This is a genomic window from Lachnoclostridium sp. An14, from assembly GCF_002160755.1.
Lineage (GTDB): Bacteria > Bacillota > Clostridia > Lachnospirales > Lachnospiraceae > Lachnoclostridium_A.
On the sequence record NZ_NFLE01000022.1, the window covers coordinates 19,341 to 38,899 of the forward strand.

The window sequence follows — 19,559 nt, forward strand, 5'->3', positions numbered from 1 at the left end:
ACACGATGTCCAAGTGATGGTATGATACCTACTAAGTCAATTTTATAGAGACAATTTTATAAAAAAGGGGAAATGTACTATGAAAAAAAGAATGACAAAAGCGGCAGCCGTCTCCATGGCTGCGGTAATGGCAGTGATGATGGCCGGTTGCGGAAGCTCCACCTCCAATGACACCCAGGCGGCAGACACCTCCGCAGAGGCTGCTGCGGACACCTCCGCGGCGGGAGATACGGACACCGAGGCGGCAGCCGACGGCACCACCTACAAGATCGGACTGCTCCAGCTGGTGCAGCACGAGGCCCTGGACAAGTGCAACGAGGGCTTTATCGCGGCCCTGGACGCCTCCGGCATCTCCTACGAGGTAGACCAGCAGAACGCGGCGGGCGACACCCCCACCTGCACCACCATCGCTCAGAAATTTGTAAATGACGGCGACGACCTGATTTTCGCCATCGCCACCGGCGCGGCCCAGGCCTGTGCCGCGGAGACAGAGGACATCCCCATCGTTCTCACCGCTGTGACGGACCCGGCTGGTTCCGGACTGGTGGACACCAATGAGGCTCCCGGCGGAAACGTAACGGGTTCCTCCGACTTAACCCCTGTGGCCAAACAGATCGAGCTTTTGACCCAGATTCTCCCGGAAGCCAAGAGCGTAGGCATTCTCTACTGCTCCGCGGAGTCCAACTCCGAGATTCAGGCGCAGTTGGCCCACGAGGCCTGCGAGGCTGCCGGCCTCACCGCCACCGACTACACCGTAGCCACTTCCAATGACATCCAGACTGTGGTGGAGTCCATGGTTGGAAACGTGGATGTGATCTACGCCCCCACAGATAACGTGATCGCGGCCGGTATGCCCACCGTCGCCATGATTGCCAATGCCAACGGACTTCCCACCATCGTAGGCGAGGAGGGAATGTGCACCGCCGGCGGACTGGCCACCTACACCATCGACTACACGGAGCTTGGCAAGGTAGCCGGTGAAATGGCTGTAAAGATTCTCACAGAGGGCGCCTCCCCCGCGGAAATGCCCATCGAGTACTACCCGGACGACAAGCTCCGTCTCGTGGTAAACGAGGAAACGGCGGCTGAGCTGGGCATCGACTTATCCGGACTGAACCTGGAATAAATACGGAAGGATTGGAACTGTACAATGAATATCAATGGTTTAATGGGCTCCCTGCAAAGCGGCGTAGCCCAGGGTGTCCTCTGGGGCATCATGGTACTGGGCGTTTACATCACTTATAAGCTCTTAGACATCCCGGATCTGACGGCAGACGGCAGCTTTACGCTGGGCGGCTGCGTCACCACGGTGGCGATCTTAGCCGGCGTCAACCCGGTTTTAGCCACCCTCATGGGAATGGGAGCCGGATTCTTAGCCGGGGCGGTCACCGGTGTCCTTCACACCTTCTTTGAGATTCCCGCCATCCTGGCCGGAATCCTGACCCAGATCGGGCTCTGGTCCGTAAACCTGCGGATTATGAGTGGAAAGGCCAACAATCCGCTTTTGAAGGCTGACACCACCGTTTCCTTCTTCACCGACAAGCTGGGAATCACCAACTCCCAGGCATCCATGCTGGTAGGCATCCTCTTAGTCATCGCCGTGATTCTGCTCCTCTACTGGTTCTTCGGCACGGAAATCGGCTCCGCCCTGCGGGCCACCGGAGACAATGAGGACATGATCCGCGCCCTGGGCGTGAACACGGGACACACCAAGCTCCTGGCCCTGGCGATTTCCAACGGCCTCATTGGCCTTTCCGGAGCCATGGTGGCACAGATGCAGAAATACGCGGACATCAATATGGGCCGCGGCGCCATCGTCATCGGCCTGGCCGCCATCGTCATCGGCGAGGTGCTCCTTGGCCGCCTGGTGAAGAACTTCGGCTTTAAGCTGTTCTCCGCTGTCATCGGATCCATTGTGTATTTCATGATCCAGGCTCTGGTACTCCGCCTGGGCATGGACGCCAACGACATGAAACTCCTCTCCTCCATCATGGTAGGGGCGGCTCTGGCCATTCCCGTAGCCATGGGCCGGTACCGGCTGAAAAAATCCTACTCCGAGAACGACCTCTACGCAGATGAGCACCGGCACGGGGAGAAAAAGGGAGGACAAAATCAATGATAGAGATTACGCACGTTTCCAAAACCTTTAATAAGGGCACGATCAATGAAAAACGGGCCCTGGATAACCTGAATTTAAAGCTGAACGAGGGCGACTTCGTCACCGTCATCGGCGGAAACGGGGCCGGAAAGTCCACCATGTTAAACGCCATCGCCGGAACCTTTCCCGTGGACTGCGGCAAAATCGTGATCGACGGGGCAAATGTCACCATGGATCCGGAGCACAAGCGGGCCAAATATATCGGCCGCGTATTCCAGGATCCCATGAAGGGCACCTGCGCCGGGATGCAGATCGAGGAAAACCTGGCTCTGGCAAAACGCCGCGGGATGCGGCGGGGCCTGCGCTGGCAGTTAAACGATGAGGAGCGAGCCTTTTATAAGGAGCAGCTGGCCACCCTGGGACTGGGCCTGGAAACCAGGCTCTCCGATAAGGTGGGACTTCTCTCCGGCGGACAGCGCCAGGCTGTGACCCTGCTCATGGCCACCATCCAGAAACCGCGGCTCCTGCTCTTAGACGAGCACACCGCCGCCCTGGACCCGGCCACCGCCTCCAAGGTGCTGCGCCTTACAAGAGAGATCGTGGAAAGCCATCACCTGACCGCCCTCATGGTCACCCACAACATGAAGGACGCCCTCACCATCGGCAACCGCCTGATCATGATGGATCACGGCACCATTATTTACGATGTCAGCGGCGAGGAGAAGAAACAGCTCACGGTGGACGACCTTCTCAGGAAATTTGAGGAGGCCAGCGGAGTAGAGTTCTCCAATGACCGGATGATGCTCTCCAAATGATGGGAGTTTCACGGATCCCTCATATACCCCTTTAGACAAAAACAGGAGATATTCTGATTTGATTTTCAGACCATCTCCTGTTTTTTTATATCCTGTTTTCCGTTTTACGCCCTCAGCTCTCCATCTGCCGTCCCAAAAACCCGGCCGCCGTGGACGCCAGTTTGATCTCCCCGTCCCCGAATTTCACCCGCGGCTCGCGGCTTAAGAGGGCTACGGCGCCGATGGCGTCTCCCTCGCAGATAATGGGGGCGACCACCTGGGCGGTGATTCCCTCCGGTTCTTCCGCGGTGATCGGCACGTAGCTCTTTTCCCCGCCGGAGGCATTGATCACCGAGCGGTCCGTGATGGCCTGCTCCAGCTGATGGCTGATGGGCTTTAAGAGCATATCCTTTTTCGGGCCCCCGGCCACGGCGATCACCTGATCCCGGTCGGTGATGCACACAATTTTCCCCGTGGTCTGGGCCATGGCCTCGGCGTACTGGCTGGCGAAGGCCGTCAGCTCCACCATAGGCGAGTATTTCTTCAGAATAATCTCTCCCTCCCGATCCGTAAATATCTCCAACGGAGTACCTTCCCTCAACCGGAGCGTGCGCCTGATCTCCTTGGGAATGACCACACGGCCCAGATCGTCGATTCTTCTCACAATGCCTGTAGCTTTCATAGTTGTTCCTCCATTTTACACTCTAACATTTATCCTCAATGCTGTCTGTAAATGTAGTATTTGTCAAACGGAGGAATTTATACTTTTTATCAACCCTCGATTTTGGAGCCGGATTTTTTCGCCTTCACCGTCACCACTGCCAGCAGCAAAATCAGGGCTGCCGCTCCCACGAAAATGGCCGCAAAACCATTTCCGGCCAGGCCGCCGGCCAAATAGCCGGCAAGGCAGCAGGCCGCCACGCACAGGGCGTAGGGCAGCTGGGTGGAAACGTGGCTGATGTGGTGGCAGCGCGCTCCCGCGGAGGCCAGAATCGTAGTGTCGGAAATAGGCGACATATGGTCGCCGCATACGGCTCCGGCCAGAATGGACGCCACGCTCAGGGCCAGCATTTCCTGATCCGCCGTGCCTGTCACCGCCAGGGCGATGGGCACCAGGATCCCAAAAGTCCCCCAGGATGTGCCTGTGGAAAAGGAAAGCCCCGCTCCGATGACGAAAAATCCCGCCGGCAAAAGGGCGCCTACCAGGGCGCTGCCGCCCACGGCCTGGCCCACAAAGCCGCCGATATTTAAGTATTCTTCCCCGCAGATGCCGGAAAGGCTCCAGGCCAGGCTCAAAATGATGATGGCCGGCACCATGGATTTCACCCCGGCGGAAATGCTCTCGCACATCTCCGAAAACAGCACCACCCGCCTGGGCAGATAAAGAACCGCCAGGAAAATCAACGTGAAAAACGCTCCCAGCACCAGGCTTTTCGCGGAGTCGCAGCCGGCGAAGGCAGCGGCCGCCGTCTTTCCCTCCAGGATGCCGCCGGTGTAGAGCATGGCGGACACACAGAGGACAATGAGGGCCGCGATGGGAAGGATCAGGTCAATCACCTGTCCCCGGCCCGTCACCAGCTCCCGCTCGCCGTCCGCCGTTTTCTCCTGTCCGTCCGCACGCACCTGGTCCTCGTACCGTTTCATGGCGGAAAAATCCAGCCGTTTCGCCGTCAGATACAGCATAAACGCCAGGGTAAACCAGGCGTAAAGGTTTAAGGGGATGGTCTGTAAAAACAGGCTAAAGCCGTCGATCCCGCTCCCTTCCGGGAGGGAGGAACCCACTGCCGCCGCCCAGCTGGACACCGGGGCAATGATGCAGACGGGGGCCGCCGTGGCGTCAATGATATAAGCCAGTTTGGCGCGGGTCACCTGATATTTGTCCGTCACCGGCCGCATCACCGTCCCCACCGTCAGGCAGTTGAAGTAGTCGTCCACAAAGATCATCGCTCCCAGGGCCGCCGTGGCCAAGAGGGCGCCCCGGCTGCTGCGGATGGTTCTGGACGCCCATTCCCCGTAGGCCTTGGACGCCCCTGAGCGGGTGATCAGGGACACGATGATGCCAAGGAGGGCCAGAAACAGAATGATGTTGATATTCTCTCCCATTCGGTCCCCCATGATTCCAAATGTCACCTCCACCGCCCGCAGGGGGTGAAAGCCGGTACAGAGCAGGCCGCCTGCCAGGATGCCGATCATCAGGGACAGATACACCTCCTTTGTCAGCAGCGCCAACGCGATGGCCGCGGCCGGCGGCACCAGGGACCAAATCGTTCCGGATACCATAACTATGTGTTCTCCTTCCTATTCCTGCTCCGCGGTTTCCGGCCGTTCCACCAGGACGGACAGCTCGCTTAGCAGGATCTTTGTTTTCTCTATCATGGGGTCGCAGTCCCGGTTTTTGTTCCTCTGGTCGATGAAGTGGAACACCGGGGCATCGCCTGCCTGAAATTTCAAATCCCCCCTGTATTTTGCCACCAGCTCCGGGATCCCTTCCACCCGCAGCCGCGCTTTGGGATACATGGTGAGCCGCGCCTCCTGCCGGTTTACATAAACCTCCGTCACGTAGGCGTTGTGGGCCATGGCCTTTAAGGCCGCAATCCGCAGGAGATTCTCCACCGCCTTGGGAATGTCCCCGAACCGGTCCATGAGCTCATCCTGCATATCCATGTATTCATCCTCATTCTCAATGCCAGAAATCCGTTTGTAGATGTCCAGCTTTTGATACTCATTTTTAATATAAGAAGGGGGAATATAGGCGTCGATGTCGCAGTCCACCACCGTCTCGTATTCTTCCTCCTCCGGTTTTTCCCCCTTTAAGGCCTGCACTGCCTGGTTTAACAGCTTGCAATAGAGGTCGTAGCCCACCGCCTCCATGTGGCCGTGCTGCTCCGCCCCCAGGATGTTTCCCGCGCCGCGGATCTCCAGATCCCGCATGGCTATCTTGATGCCGGAGCCCAGCTCCGTAAACTCCCGGATGGCCTGGAGCCGTTTCTCCGCGTCCTCCCGCAGCAGCTTATCCCGGCGGTACATGAGAAAGGCGTAGGCAGTGCGGTTGGAACGGCCCACACGGCCCCTAAGCTGATAGAGCTGGGAAAGGCCCAGCCGGTCCGCGTCGTGGATGATCATGGTGTTGGCGTTGGAAATGTCCAGGCCCGTTTCAATGATGGTGGTGGAGACCAGCACGTCGATCTCCCCGTCCACAAAGTCCAGCATGATCTTTTCCAGCTCCCGCTCGTGCATCTGGCCGTGGGCGAATACCACATTCGCCTCCGGCACCAGCTTCGCCACGTGGTTGGCCACCTCAGCAATGTCGTTGACGCGGTTGTATACATAGTACACCTGACCGCCCCGGGCCATTTCCCTCTGGATCGCCTCCCGCACCATCTCGTCGTTGTACTCCATCACATAGGTCTGGATGGGCACCCGGTCCACCGGCGGCTCCTCCAGCACGCTCATATCCCGGATTCCGATGAGGCTCATGTGAAGCGTCCTGGGAATGGGGGTGGCCGTGAGGGTGAGTACGTCCACGTTTTCCTTTAACTGCTTGATCTTTTCTTTGTGGGCTACGCCGAACCGCTGCTCCTCGTCGATGATGAGAAGGCCCAGATTTTTAAACTGCACGTCCTTGGAGAGAACCCGGTGGGTGCCGATGAGCACGTCCACCATGCCTTTTTTCAGATCCTCCAGGGTCTTTTTCTGCTCCGCCGCCGTGCGGAAACGGGACATTAAATCCACCCGCACGGGAAAATCCTTCATCCGCTGCACGAAGGTGTTGTAGTGCTGCTGGGCCAGAATGGTGGTGGGCACCAGATACACCACCTGCCGGCTCTCCTGAACCGCCTTAAAGGCTGCCCGCAGGGCAATTTCCGTCTTTCCGTACCCCACGTCGCCGCAGATTAAGCGGTCCATGATCTTGCGGCTCTCCATGTCCCGTTTCGTGGCCTCGATGGCCTCCAGCTGGTCGTCCGTCTCCTCGTAGGGAAACATTTCCTCAAACTCCCGCTGCCACACCGTATCCGGGCCGCACTGGAAACCGGAGGAATTCTGCCTGGCGGCGTAGAGCTTTACCAGGTCCTTCGCGATCTCCTTTACAGCTCCCTTGACCCTGGTTTTGGTCTTGGTCCACTGCTCGCCCCCCAGCTTGTTTAATTTGGGGGCCTTGGCGTCGGAGCCGGCGTATTTCTGGATGCCCTCCAGGCGGGTGGCAGGCAGGTAGAGGTTTCCGCCGTCGCCGTACTCGATCTTGATGTAATCCTTGACCACCCTATCCCGCTCGATCTTCTCAATTCCCCGGTAAATGCCCAGGCCGTGATCCTCGTGCACCACGTAATCGCCCACGCTTAACTCGGAAAAGCTCTGGATGCGGCGGCCCTCATAGGCCGTCTTTTTCCGCCGTTTTTTCTTCTTTTCCGCGCCGAACATATCGCCCTCGGTGAGGACGATGAACTTGATCATGGGGTACTCAAAGCCGCGGTGGAGGTTTCCATAGGTCACCAGAATCTCCCCCGGCTGCACCTTCCGCTCCCCGTCGTCGGGACAGAAGGCGGAAAGCTCGTACTCCCGCAGGTCTCCCGCCAGGCGGCTGGCCCTGGTGCGGGAGCCGGAAAGGAGGATGATCCTGTATTTTTCCTTTTTCCACCGCTTTAAATCCTTGATCAGCACTTCAAAGCTGGTCTGGTAGGAATGGATGTTCCTGGCGTTGATGTGGTATTTCTTCTTTATGGATATGCCGGGGAGCTTTTGCTCCAGGGCCGTCAGGCACACCGTCCGTCTCGTCTGGGCCCGGGCCAGCACTTCCTTCACGCCGCAGAGCAGGTCGGTCTGGCCCGGCAGCAGATAGCCTTTTTCCAGCCGGTGGCCCATGCTCTCCCGAAACTCCAGCTCCACCGCCTCGCCTCTCTCCTGAAGCCTGGCCGGCTCATCCAGGAAAATGACCGTCCCTTCCGCCGGAAAATAGTCGAGAAAGGACACGGTTTCTCCGTAGAAATACTGGATGTAGCTGTCCAGCCCATGGGTTTTCCAGCCCTCCCGCAGCCCTTCCAATACCTCGTCCGTCACCGAGCGGAGCCTGTGGCTCTCCTCCGTCTTCATCTGCTCCCGAAGGGTTTTTACCAGTTTCTTCGTCTCTTTTTCAATGCGGTCCGCGCCCTTTTTTAACCGTTCTTTGTCCAGCACCATCTCCGCCGCCGGATAGATGGTGATTTCCTCCATCTGCTCCACGGAACGCTGGCTTTCCAGGTCGAAGGTGCGGATGGAATCCACCTCCGTGTCAAAGAGCTCGACGCGCACCGGCATTTCCTCCGTCAGCGGGAAAATGTCCAGGATGCCGCCGCGGATGGAAAACTGTCCCATGCCGTCCACCTGAGGAGTGCGCTCGTAGCCCAAAGCCACCAGCCGTTCTCTCCACTCGTCCAGATCCAGCTCTTGTCCGACCTGTACGTACATTGTGTGCTCATGGAGTACATTCAGCGGCAGGAGCCGGTCCATGAGGCCGTCCACCGTGGTCACCACCACGCCGCCCTGATCCTCGATGAGGTGGCGGAGTACCTGCAAACGCTGCTTTACCATCAGGTTTCCGTGGATGTCCGCGCTGTAAAACAGCAGGTCCTTGGCCGGGTAGAGCCACGTGTTGGGCTGAAAATACCGGAAATCGTCGTAGATCTCCTGGGCCTTCGTCCCGTCGCTGGTGACCACCAGTTTCCACGGCGTTCCCTTCGCCGCCTCGTACATCAGATGGACCTTCTGGGAATCCATGCAGCCGCTCACCTGAGCCGGCCCCTCTCCCCGTTTTAAGTCCGCGTCCAGATCCTCAAATTCCTTCAGCTCCCACAAAGGGTTTTCAAATACGTCGCTCATGTTTATCCCCGCTATTTCTTCCTGTTGAACCGGTTCATGGCTGCGTCGATGCCGTCCTCCACAATGGCCGCGGCCGCCTCCGCCGCCTCCTTAAAGGCGTCCTCCATCACGGACTGCTCCACCTGGGGGAAACGGCCCAGCACGTAGTCCGCCAGATCCATCCGGTCCGGTTTCGCGCCCACGCCGATCCGCACCCTGGGGAATTCCTGGGTGCCCAGATGGGCGATGATGTTTTTGATGCCGTTGTGGCCGCCGGCGCTGCCTTTGGCCCGCACCCGCAGCTTTCCCACGTCCAGGTCAATATCGTCATACATCACTATAATATGTTCATGATCAATCTTATAGAAATCCGCCGCCGCCCGCACGCTCTCGCCGCTTAAGTTCATGTAGGTCTGGGGTTTCAGGAGAATGACCTTCTCCGCCCCCAGCATTCCCTTTCCGCACAATCCCTTGTGCTTTTTCTCCTTCACGGAAATATTTAACCTGTCCGCCAGCATATCCACGGCGTCAAAGCCGGCGTTGTGGCGGGTGTGCTCATATTCTCTGGTAGGATTTCCAAGTCCAACGATTAAATACATCTTGATCCCTCCGTTTCAAACAATATCCGGCGGCCGTTTTGACCGCGCCTTTTACCCGGCCTGCAAGCGCAGCCCGGTTCTTTTTTGGGTTTCTGGTGTCGGAGCGCGGGGACGCGCTCTGGTAGAGGTCATTATAGCATAGATTTGGGGTTGTGCCAAATGGTTTGATAGGAGGAGAGAAATGCGAGGAGAGAAATAGGTTTTTACAAAAATCGTGTCGGGGCTTTTCCTCAAAAGAGGGGCGGGTTCTGAGATACAAAGGGCGCCCATGCCACTCCCCCGGCACAGGCGCCCATTCCTTCTGTCTTCTATAATATTTCTACACCATTCATACTAAATCCATCACCGCTCCATCCCCAGCATCTCTACCGCATACCGCACCGTGGAAATGGCTCCCGTTTTCAGCACCTTCTCATTTAAGTCAAACTTCGTGTTGTGGTGGGGGGCTCCGTAGCCCTCGGCCTCGTTTTTAATGCCCAGGAACGCGAACACGCCCGGGTAGCGCTCCAGCCAAAGCCGGAAGGATTCGCCGGCGTACCACGGCTCGCAGGATACCACCGTTCCCTCCGGCAGCACTTCCTTCAGCACCCGGTCCGCGATGGCGGCGCAGGCGGAATCGGTCACTGTCGGGCCGCCGATAAAGTCAGGGCCGAACTCTGCCGTGCATTTGTGCATATCCGCGGTGTTTCCCGCCACCTTTTTCGTAAGCTCCAGGCACTTCTTTCCTTCCTCCATGTCAAAGAACCGATACGTTCCCTGGATACGGGCGTTGTCCGGGATCACGTTGGTAGCGTCGCCGCCGTGGAACATGGTCAGCCCCAGCGTCACTGTCTTTCCAGCCGTCACCTGGTTTCCGAAAGCCACACAGAGGTTGTTTAAGAAGTTCGCGCCGCAGAAAATGGGGTTGGCCGCCAGATCCGGGCGGGAACCATGGCCGCTCTTTCCGTGGAACGTCACGTCAATGCGCACCGCCCCGGCCATTCTGGCGCCGGGATCCACGCACATTTTTCCCTCCTCCAGCTCCGCGTACACATGAATGGCCCAGCAATAGTCCACATGGTATTTTTCCAGAGCTTTTAACAGGGCATCCACACCGCTGTTTGGCTCCTCTCCCTCCTCAAAGCAGAACAGCACCGTTCCGCAAAGCTCATCCTTCATCCTGGTGAGCACCTGCATTGCCCCCAGCAGCATGGCCGTGTGGGCGTCGTGGCCGCAGGCGTGGCAGGTGTCCGGCTGCTCCGAGCGGCAGGTTCTTTCTCCTGCCAGATTCGTCTCCGACTCCTCCAGAGGCAGGGCGTCAATATCCGCCCGCAGCGCTACCACATTTCCCGGCCGGCCCGTGTCCAGCTTTACGATGACGCTGGTGGTGGGCACCTCCTCCCAGGGCAGGCCCAGCTTTTCAGCCTCCTCCAGAATGAAAGCGTGAGTCTTATTCTCCTTCATCGCCACCTCCGCAAAGGTGTGAACCTTCCTGCGACAGTCAATGATATAAGGCTCGTACTCATCCGCCAGCTTTAAGATTTTTTCCTTTAAATCCATCGTATTTCCTCCTCAATACACAAATCGGGCCGTTCCTGTCCCGGGATACGGAACGGATTCTGTTGGTTTCGTTCTGATTATATTTATATTATAAAGCTGCTTAATTGTCAAGGTGGTTATGTGTGATTTGTATATGATGGATAGAATTGGTCAGGTTGGATTGTGCATTTTGTCTTGAATAATGGGGCGATTAGGCGTAAAAAAGCGCCCCCTCCAGCCCCCTCCTCAGCCAAAGTCTGACGCTTTCTCTCCCTCACAGCAACGGCGACAAGAGCCTGCTGCACTGTTCCTTCACCCGAATCACCAGGGCACGCTCCCGGTACTCCTCCAGGGTGATCTCGTGGCACTTTTCCAGATCCTCCAAAAAGATCTTCTCCAGCGCCTCCGTGGTGTCCTCGTCGTAAATCACGGCGTTCACCTCAAAATTCAGTTCAAAGCTGCGGATGTCCATGTTGGCGGTGCCGTAGCTGCACACGCGGCCGTCGGTCATGACGCCCTTGGCGTGGAGGAATCCGTTTTCATAGGTATAGCACTTCGCCCCCGCCGCCAGCAGATCCCCCACGTAGGAATAAGAGGCCCAGTACACAAAGGGGTGATCCGGCTTGCAGGGGATCATCAGCCGCACATCCACGCCGGATTTGGCCGCCACCTGCAGGGCGGACAGCACCGCGTCGTCCGGCACAAAATAGGGCGTCTGGATGTAAATGTGCTTTTTCGCCTTGTGAAACAGTTCCAGATAGTTGTTGCGGATCTGCCGGTCCCTGGCATCCGGGCCGCTGGTGATGATCTGGATGCCGCAGGGCAGGTTTAAGCCCTCCAGCAGCCGTTTCCGCTCCTCCTCCACCGGCCGGGGAATGTCAAAATACTCCGCGTGCTTAAAGAGGTTTTCCCGGCAGGCATAGTTCCAGTCCAGGGCAAACCGCACCTGCAGGCTGATCACCGCGTCGCCGTAAAGTTTCAGATGGGTGTCCCGCCAGTATCCGAACTTCGGATCCTTTCCAATGTACTCTTTTCCGATGTTAAAACCGCCCACGTAGCCGATTTTCCCGTCGATTACCACGATTTTCCTGTGATTGCGGTAGTTCACGCGAAGGTTGATACGTCCCAGGGTGGCAGGGAAAAAGGCCCCCACCTTCACGCCGGCCGCCTCCAGCTCCTGCCATTTCTTCTTCGGCATAAACCGGCCGCCCATGCCGTCGTAGAGGATTCGCACCTCCACCCCCTCCTTCACCTTTTCCAGGAGAATGGGGATCAGGGAATCGAACACCTCGTCATTTTTGATAATGTAATACTGGATATGGATAAAATGCTCCGCCCGCCGCAGCTCCCGGCGGAGATCCTCAAACTTTTCCTTTCCATCTGTAAAAATGCGGATATGGTTGTTTAAAGTGAGCACAGCCCCGGAGGTCTCCAGATTGTAGATGACCAGATCCTTATAATCCCGTTCCATGGGCTCCTCCAGGCTCATCTCATGGTGCTTGAAGTAGTTTTCCTGGCTCCTGGCGGAAATGTTCAGCCGGTCCTCCACCTCTTTCACCCGGAACATCTTGTCCTTGTGAAAATCCTGGCAGAGCAAGAGGTAAAACAAAAATCCAAACACCGGCACAAAATACAGCGCCAGCAGCCACGTCCACACCGCCTTCGGGTCCCGCCGCTGGAAAAAGACGATAACCACCGATAAAATCAGGTTGATCACGATCAGGTTGGACAGTGTCCAGTCCCATATTTTCAGCAAATCTTCCACAACCGTATCCATACACGACCACCCTTTCTTTTTAATGGTTTCATCATACCACAGCCGCCCCGCCCCGGCAAGCCGGTCCTAAGGCAGGAAACCGGCAGGAAACCAGAGCCTCACAGCCACGGCCATTTCCTCCAAGATAACAGAAACGCGCGCGGAGCATTCCTGTTAAACAAAAAACAGCGGCCCCATCAGCCGCTGTCTCCTCACATCTCCATTTCCTCACACCTTAAACCGGTATCCCACGCCCCAGATCGTTTCAATATACTGAGGTTTCGCCGTGTTAAACTCGATTTTTTCCCGGATCTTCTTGATATGTACCGTCACCGTGGCAATATCCCCCACAGACTCCATATCCCAGATCTTGGAAAACAGTTCCTCCTTCGTAAACACGTGGTTTGGGTTCTGTGCCAGGAAGGCCAAGAGGTCAAATTCCTTGGTGGTAAAATTCTTCTCCTCCCCGTTCACCCACACCCGCCTGGCTGTCTTGTCGATTTTCAGCCCGCGGATCTCAATCACGTCATTGACAGGAACTCCGCTGCCGATCAGCCGCTCGTACCGGGCCAGGTGCGCCTTCACCCGGGCCACCATCTCACTGGGGCTGAAGGGCTTTGTCATATAGTCGTCAGCCCCCAGGCCCAGGCCGCGGATTTTGTCAATGTCCTCCTTTTTGGCAGACACCATGATAATGGGAGTATTTTTCACCTCCCGCACCCGCCTGCAGATCTCAAACCCGTCCGTCCCCGGCAGCATCAAATCCAGGATAATCAGGTCAAACTCCTCCTCCAGAGCCTTCTTAAGGCCCACGTCCCCGTCTCCGGCGATCTCCACCTCAAAGCCGCTTAACTCCAGATAATCCTTCTCCAGCTCCGCGATGCTCTCCTCATCCTCTATAATCAAAATTTTGCTCATTCCTGTATTACCTCCTGGTACTTTCTAAGGACGAAATGGATCTCCGTCCCCACTCCTTCCTTGCTGGTGGCCCAGATGCGCCCGCCGTGATCCTCAATGATCTTCCTCACAATGGAAAGCCCGATGCCGCTACCTCCCTTGGAGGAATTCCTGGAGGCGTCCGTGCGGTAGAAACGGTCGAAAATATTGGGAAGATCCCTGGCGGCGATCCCCCTGCCGTTGTCCTCGATGCCCACCTGGATGAAATCGCCCACATCCTGGATCCGGATGTTGATGATTCCCTTTTTCTTGTCCATGTATTTGATGGAATTGCCGATGATGTTGTTGATCACCCGTTTCATCTGCTCCGCGTCGGCGATGACCATCACATCCTTGTCCACGTAGTTAAAATACCCCAGCTCAATCCCCCGGGCCTCCATATCCAGCCCCACTTCCTCCACGCAGTCGCCGAAATACTCCGCCACGTTGATCTTGGAGTAGGTATAAGGGATCTTGTTGGTGTCAATCTTGGAGTAGAAGGTCAGCTCGTCGATCAGCCGGTCCATGTCGTTGGCCTTGTTGTAAATGGTGCGGATATACTTGTCCAGCTTCTCCGGCGAGGATGCCACCCCGTCCATAATTCCCTCCACATATCCCTTAATGGCGGTGATGGGGGTCTTTAAGTCATGGGAAATGTTGCTGATCAGCTCCTTGCTCTCCTTGTCGTACTGGACCTTTTCCTCCGCCGATTCCTTCAGCCGGATGCGCATTTGCTCAAAATCCTGGCACAGGAGGCCGATCTCGTCCTCGTCCTCCACCTCCAGGGTAAAATCCAGATTGCCGTCCCGGATGTTCTTCGTGGCCTGCTGCAGCTGGCTTAAGGGCTGTAAAATGGAGCGGTACACCCAGGTCGTCATGGCAACTCCCGTAAAGCAGAGGATCAAAATACCGGAAATGAGCATTTCCCGCAGCATGGACTTCACCTCCGGGATGAGCTCGTCCACCTTGGACACCAGAAATAAACTTCCCCTGCTGCCGTCGGGAAATTCAAAATCCATCTGCTTGAGCAGGTGCTGGCTGTCCCCGTCCAGATAGATGCCTCCCTCGATGTCAACGCCTCCGTTTCCATAGGCAGGGAGCTGGCTGTAAAATTCCTCGCTGTCAGAAAGGGGATTCCCCTCGTAGATGACCTCGTGGTCCTTCCGCACAATGACGTAGGCATACTTGCTCAGCATTTCCTCATTCAATATATCCAAATACGCCGGATCCTCAAAGACCGCGGGATCCGTCTCCATCTGAGTTCGGATCTCCTCCCGGCTGGGTTCCGTCAGGCGGTTAAAAATCTGCATGGAATTGGCGGAGAACACCTCCACCTGATCCGTAAGGCCGTAATTTTTCCTGATCTCACTGGTGGAGTAGCTGCTCAGGCCCATAAAGGCCATAAAAATCAGCAGCATGGGCACCACCGTGACCGTCAGAAAGGACACGGCCAGTCTGGTTCTCAGTTTCATATTTCATTCTCCGATCTTTCATATACTCTGATTATAGCATACTTTGACCGGACCATTTATAAAAGTATTCTAAACTTTGTGATTTCACAGAAAAGACACCTTTTTTTCACATTTTCCCGCTATACTTTTTCCATGAAAAGGAAATACCTTTTCATATACACTTTTTCATTTCCGGCCGGCAGGAATCCCCATCCTGTCGGTTCTCCTTCAGTTTATCCGCGAAGGGACGTTCTTCGTGGAAAGAGAGAGGCTGCCGCGCCGATGCGGCAGCCTCTTTTTGCACGCGTTCCCCGCTCCCGTTTTTCTTTACAATCTCCCTCCCGTCATGTAAAATAACTCCAGAAACAGAGAATGGTCCCGCGGCCAGCCGCGAAACGACAAGACATACGAAATCAGCAAGGAGGTACCATACTATGGCACTGTTTGGAATCGGCGAAAAAGCCAGATCCCAGGGAAAGAAACACTGGACAAACGTAATCAAAAACACCGGCCCCGGCGGGCTCCTGCTCTGGCGGCAGCCGGAGGAAGACTTTAACACCGGTTCCACCCTGATCGTCATGCCGGGAGAATGCGCTGTCTTCGTGTCCGGCGGAAAAAGCGTGGAGGTATTTGAAAGCGGCACCTATCAGCTCTCCACCGGAAATTACCCCTTTCTCACACGGCTTCAGAGCCTGTTTTCCGGCGGGGTCAGCGTTTTTCACTGTGCCGTCTACTTTGTGCGCAAAGCGGACAGCCAGGAGATCCGCTGGGGCACGGAGACTCCCATCCAGGTCCGGGACAAGCGTGGGGCATCCGTACCTCCGCCAGAGCCAGGGGAACCTACAAGGTTCGGATCACCGCTCCTGACGTATTTCTGGAGCGGCTTGTGGGCAGCAATATCCCCTTTCAGCTCCAGGAGGATCTGGAGCAGTATTTCTCCCGCGAGCTGCAGGGTAAAATCAAGGCGGCCGTTTCCCGGTTCCTCAATAACCGGCAGGAAGAACTGATCGGCCTGGACGCCTTTTTAGACGAGATTTCCGCCCAGATTGAGCCCTATATCGACGAGGCCATTTCCGACTACGGATTGAAATGCGTAAACTTCTCCCTGGCGGGCCTGGACATTGACACGGGAAAATACGATGCTCTGGACCGGTCCCACATCGACGCCCTGAACCGGGAAACCCTGGCGCGGGGAGACAAGGCCGCCATGGACGCTCTGGGCGGAGACTGGGGCCGTCAGAAAGCGGCGGACATCCTAGGCGAGCTGGCCCGCAATCCCGGCTCCGGTTCCGCAGGAGCCATGGCCGCCGGCATGGGAATGGGCATGGCCGCCGGAAACGCGTTCGGCGATATGGCAAACCAGCTCTTTTCCCAGGCGGATAAAGCAGCCCAGCCCACCATTTCCTCCTCCCAGGAGGATCCGGTGGAGGTGCTGAGCAAGTTAAAAAAGCTGCTGGACGCAGGGCTGATCGAACAGGACGAATACGACGAAAAAAAGAAAGAGGTTTTAAGCCGGATGTAACCGCCGGAGGTACATACAAAAAGTGTGCGCCGGAACGCGGCTGCGCCAGCAGCCATCTTCCTCTGCGCGGAGTGTGTCTCCCGCCGGAGGCTTTTATACCCCAGGAAACACCGTTTCCCACTACACGAAAAAAGGCTCCGGCAGAGGTTTTTCTCCTCCGCCGGGGCCTTTCCCGTCCTGTCAGCGCACCACGGTCACGTCTGCGCCCAGGGTTTCGTAATTCGACACCGGATTGTCCGTTCCCGTCACCTGCCTGAGGTTTCGCAAAGCCGCCAGGGGTGAAACGTCCGTCACATAGTTGTCGGAAAAATCAATGGTTTCCAGCGCTCCCAGACTTTCCGCAAAGGATAAGTCCGTCAGCCCGTTTTCCCGAATAGAAAGGCGCTTTAAGCCCTTTAACCGGCTCAGGAAATCCAGATGATCCACCAGGCTCACATCGTCCCAGTTCACATAGGAAATCCCGCCTCCGCCGGTCACTGACACATTTTTATAGAGTTTCATGTGGTCTATGTTTAGTTCCTCCAAAACCGTGTTTTCCCCGATTCTGTCAAAATTGATCTCCCCGCTCATTCCTCCCATATTCAGGCGTTTTAACGCAGGCAGATGAAAGATTCCGGAAAGGTCCCCGTAAGTGGACGTTCCAAACAGATCCACCTCCTCTAAGGAGGTCAGCCCTGGAATAAAGCTGTAATCCCATTCCGACGGGCCGAAACTGGTGCAGGTCAGGGATTTTAACCCTGTCAGGCCGGAAAACACGGAAAGGTCTGACACCCGGCAGCCGTCCAGGGTCAGTTTTACAAGCCCGCCCATATTCCTCAGAAAATCCATTCCCTGAAAGCCTTCCAGCGTCAGCTCCTCCATCTGGGTGAGGCCGGAAAGATCCGGCTCCGGGCAGCCGTAGGGCAGATCCAGATGGAGCCGCTTTAAGCCTGTCAGAGCGGACACCGCCGACAGATCCTTCACCTCGTCACAGCTCTCCAGAGAAAGGGATTCCAGCCCGGTACAGCCCCTCAGCGCCCCAAGCTCCAGCATGGCCCCGTTGGAAAGGCTTAAACTGGTAAGCTTTGAAATGCCGGAGACAAAGCCGATGTCCCGCACATTTTCAGAGGCCAGGGACAGCTCCCTCAGCTCCGGCATGGCAGCGAGCACGGAAAAATCCATGGACAGCTCCCGGTCGTTCAGCGCCAGAGACTCGATTCCCTTGCCCTGAACCAGCATTTTCCCATCCGCCAGTTCCCCGTTTACCGTCAGTTTTTTTAATCCCGGCAGCTGTTCGATGCCCGTGAGATCAAAGGCGCTCCCCACAGCGCTGACTTCCTCCAGCCCGGCCGGGTCATCCACCAGGGCAGCCGCCTCCGCCAGACTGTCAAAATATCCCTGGACGCTCCGGATGGGAAGACCCGCCAGGTCTCCCTCATGAAGACGCTGGGTGACGCACAGGCGGGTGAGGCCTGTAAACGCTGGCAGGCAGGATAGATCCGCATCGGAAAAATCATCCCTGGAAAACACTTCCCAGATCAGCTGCTCCTCCGGATCCTCTCCCGGCTCCTCCATGCTGTATCCCACCCTTCTGGTATCCAGCCCCGACAGGATGGAAAGCTGGCGGATCTGGGAAAGATCTTCCGCCCTCAGCTCCTCCACCGGCCTCTCAAACACCGTCTCACAGAAAGCGGCCATCAACGGATCCTCCTTCAGGACTGCCAGGGCGGCGGAAACCACGTCCCCGCCTGTTTCCGGACCTTCAGATAACGCCCCCGGATTCTCCGCTCCGGCCAAAGCTCCCGCGGCCATGGCGGTTTCCTCCTGCTGTTTCGCCTGCTGCCCGCTGAAAATCACCCAGCTGCTCATAGCCCCAAGCAGCACTACCCCCAGGAGAATCAGAACGGCGCTCCGGCTCTTTCCCTGAAACTCCTGTCCCGCTTTTTCCGCCTTTTTCGGCGTATAGGGCGTGTAGTCAATCCGGGGCGCCTGCTGTACCAGCCCCCGCTCTCCCTCCAGCGTATACCTGGTATGGCAGTATTCGCACTCCGCCACATGGGGATTTCTCTCATCCACCTTCAGGGTTCCGCCGCAGGCCGTACACTTTAATTCCGTTATCTTCATACTCTGCCTCCCGTCTATTCCGACGCCTGGGCCATAATCCGGTTGTGAAGGGCCACAACCTCCTCTCTCTGATTTACGGCGTCGTACTCTCTATCCTCGTAAATAAAATAGGGGCTGGTGATCACCGACGGATTGGCGGCCGCCACTGCCTGGATCATATCTCCTGCCGCCTTCTCCGTCACATCCTCAAAATACGCGAATTCTTCCGGATCCCTGGTATAAAGCAGCACCGCTTTGGCGTATCCGCCGTCCGGGCAGAGAAATTTCTCCGTAAAGAAACAGGCAGTCAGGTCCTGAACCCGGTAAATCCGCGGCTCCGCACCCGGCAGTTTCAGATAGTGGGCCGTGAGGAAACCGGCTTTTCTCAAATCCTGCTTTCCGGTTCCGGCAAATCCCAACAGCATGGACTCCGGCTCTCCAAACTCCGCCTCTGCCTGACGGATCTCCGTCTCGGAAAGGCCGCTGCCAGCCATGTAGGCCTGCACCCAGCCGTCGTCCCGTTTCTTCTGTTTCGCGGTTCCCCACAGGGTCAAAAGCGCTCCCGGAAGGATCACAGCTCCTCCCATCACCAGCACCTGGGCCGCTCCCGCGGAGCTCACCAGCGCCGCCAAGGCCGCCCCGCAGACCATCAGCGTCACGCCGCCGGCCGCAATGCCTCTCCCGGCCCCCACCGCTCCGTACATATACTTCAGGGTACTGCCGTCCTTTCTCATTTTTGCCTTCTGTGCCTCATTTGGAATCATTCGCATAAAGATGCTCCTCCTTCAAGTAATTTATTATGCCGCGGCTATTATACCAGACTTTTCTCTCCTTGAACAGAACCTGTCTGTCATTCTCTGAAATCGGGCATTGCAGCCATTTCTCAGCCCATGTAAAAAGTACGGACCGCGGATCGCACCGGCAGACAGCCCGCCCCGCGCGGACGCGTAGCCCGCCAAATGCCTTCCCGT

14 protein-coding genes and 1 pseudogene are annotated in these 19,559 nt (G+C 56.8%); 5 read left to right on the forward strand and 10 right to left on the reverse strand.

Features of this window, described 5'->3' with window-relative positions; genetic code table 11:
* Positions 1 to 79: 79 nt before the first annotated feature.
* The 3 genes from B5E84_RS12695 to B5E84_RS12705 are packed head-to-tail and all read left to right on the forward strand — an operon-like array spanning position 80 to position 2,913.
* The gene (locus tag B5E84_RS12695; protein ID WP_087223320.1) at positions 80 to 1,126 is read left to right on the forward strand and encodes an ABC transporter substrate-binding protein; all 1,047 of its coding nucleotides are present in this window, start codon (positions 80 to 82) and stop codon (positions 1,124 to 1,126) included.
* A 24-nt stretch (positions 1,127 to 1,150) separates the two neighbouring features.
* Complete coding sequence (locus B5E84_RS12700) at positions 1,151 to 2,119, forward strand: ABC transporter permease (protein WP_204248585.1); 969 nt, start codon at positions 1,151 to 1,153, stop codon at positions 2,117 to 2,119.
* Positions 2,116 to 2,913 carry an ABC transporter ATP-binding protein gene (locus B5E84_RS12705; RefSeq protein WP_087223322.1) on the forward strand — a complete coding sequence of 266 codons (798 nt, stop codon included), beginning with the start codon at positions 2,116 to 2,118 and terminating at the stop codon, positions 2,911 to 2,913. The genes B5E84_RS12700 and B5E84_RS12705 overlap by 4 nt, the downstream gene beginning before the upstream one ends.
* Before the next feature lie 112 nt (positions 2,914 to 3,025).
* Here the strand turns inward: B5E84_RS12705 and spoVT are convergent, their stop codons facing one another.
* The 8 genes from spoVT to B5E84_RS12745 all read right to left on the reverse strand — a co-directional run bounded on the left by spoVT (position 3,026) and on the right by B5E84_RS12745 (position 15,005).
* Entirely contained in the window at positions 3,026 to 3,574 is a 549-nt protein-coding gene (gene spoVT, locus B5E84_RS12710) for a stage V sporulation protein T (RefSeq protein ID WP_087223324.1), read from the reverse strand.
* Between the two features lie 89 nt (positions 3,575 to 3,663).
* Positions 3,664 to 5,172, reverse strand: a complete 1,509-nt coding sequence (locus B5E84_RS12715) for a Na+/H+ antiporter NhaC family protein (protein WP_087223326.1) — start codon at positions 5,170 to 5,172, stop codon at positions 3,664 to 3,666.
* 18 nt (positions 5,173 to 5,190) lie between these two features.
* Positions 5,191 to 8,745 (reverse strand): transcription-repair coupling factor, encoded by a 3,555-nt coding sequence (gene mfd / locus B5E84_RS12720; protein WP_087223328.1) that lies wholly within the window; start codon positions 8,743 to 8,745, stop codon positions 5,191 to 5,193.
* 11 nt (positions 8,746 to 8,756) lie between these two features.
* A complete protein-coding gene (gene pth, locus B5E84_RS12725; protein ID WP_087223330.1) occupies positions 8,757 to 9,323 on the reverse strand; it encodes an aminoacyl-tRNA hydrolase in 567 nt (188 codons plus the stop codon).
* A 342-nt stretch (positions 9,324 to 9,665) separates the two neighbouring features.
* A complete protein-coding gene (locus B5E84_RS12730; RefSeq protein WP_087223332.1) occupies positions 9,666 to 10,862 on the reverse strand; it encodes a M20 metallopeptidase family protein in 1,197 nt (398 codons plus the stop codon).
* 253 nt (positions 10,863 to 11,115) lie between these two features.
* The gene (gene cls / locus B5E84_RS12735) at positions 11,116 to 12,618 is read right to left on the reverse strand and encodes a cardiolipin synthase (RefSeq protein WP_087223334.1); all 1,503 of its coding nucleotides are present in this window, start codon (positions 12,616 to 12,618) and stop codon (positions 11,116 to 11,118) included.
* 207 nt (positions 12,619 to 12,825) lie between these two features.
* Positions 12,826 to 13,515 carry a response regulator transcription factor gene (locus B5E84_RS12740; RefSeq protein ID WP_087223336.1) on the reverse strand — a complete coding sequence of 230 codons (690 nt, stop codon included), beginning with the start codon at positions 13,513 to 13,515 and terminating at the stop codon, positions 12,826 to 12,828.
* Entirely contained in the window at positions 13,512 to 15,005 is a 1,494-nt protein-coding gene (locus tag B5E84_RS12745) for a sensor histidine kinase (protein ID WP_087223338.1), read from the reverse strand. The genes B5E84_RS12740 and B5E84_RS12745 overlap by 4 nt, the downstream gene beginning before the upstream one ends.
* A gap of 413 nt (positions 15,006 to 15,418) precedes the next feature.
* Here B5E84_RS12745 and B5E84_RS21225 point away from each other — a divergent pair.
* Together B5E84_RS21225 and B5E84_RS12755 are read left to right on the forward strand one after the other, a co-directional pair.
* Positions 15,419 to 15,778: pseudogene (locus tag B5E84_RS21225) on the forward strand (SPFH domain-containing protein); the annotation flags it as partial.
* Positions 15,779 to 15,858: 80 nt separating this feature from the next.
* On the forward strand, positions 15,859 to 16,506 hold the full coding sequence (locus B5E84_RS12755) for an SPFH domain-containing protein (RefSeq protein WP_275533078.1): 648 nt from the start codon (positions 15,859 to 15,861) through the stop codon (positions 16,504 to 16,506).
* 180 nt (positions 16,507 to 16,686) lie between these two features.
* Here the strand turns inward: B5E84_RS12755 and B5E84_RS12760 are convergent, their stop codons facing one another.
* Complete coding sequence (locus B5E84_RS12760) at positions 16,687 to 18,609, reverse strand: leucine-rich repeat domain-containing protein (protein WP_087223343.1); 1,923 nt, start codon at positions 18,607 to 18,609, stop codon at positions 16,687 to 16,689.
* 14 nt (positions 18,610 to 18,623) lie between these two features.
* Positions 18,624 to 19,358: a hypothetical protein gene (locus B5E84_RS12765; RefSeq protein ID WP_087223345.1), complete on the reverse strand. Its 735-nt coding sequence runs from the start codon at positions 19,356 to 19,358 to the stop codon at positions 18,624 to 18,626.
* Between the last annotated feature and the right edge of the window lie 201 nt (positions 19,359 to 19,559).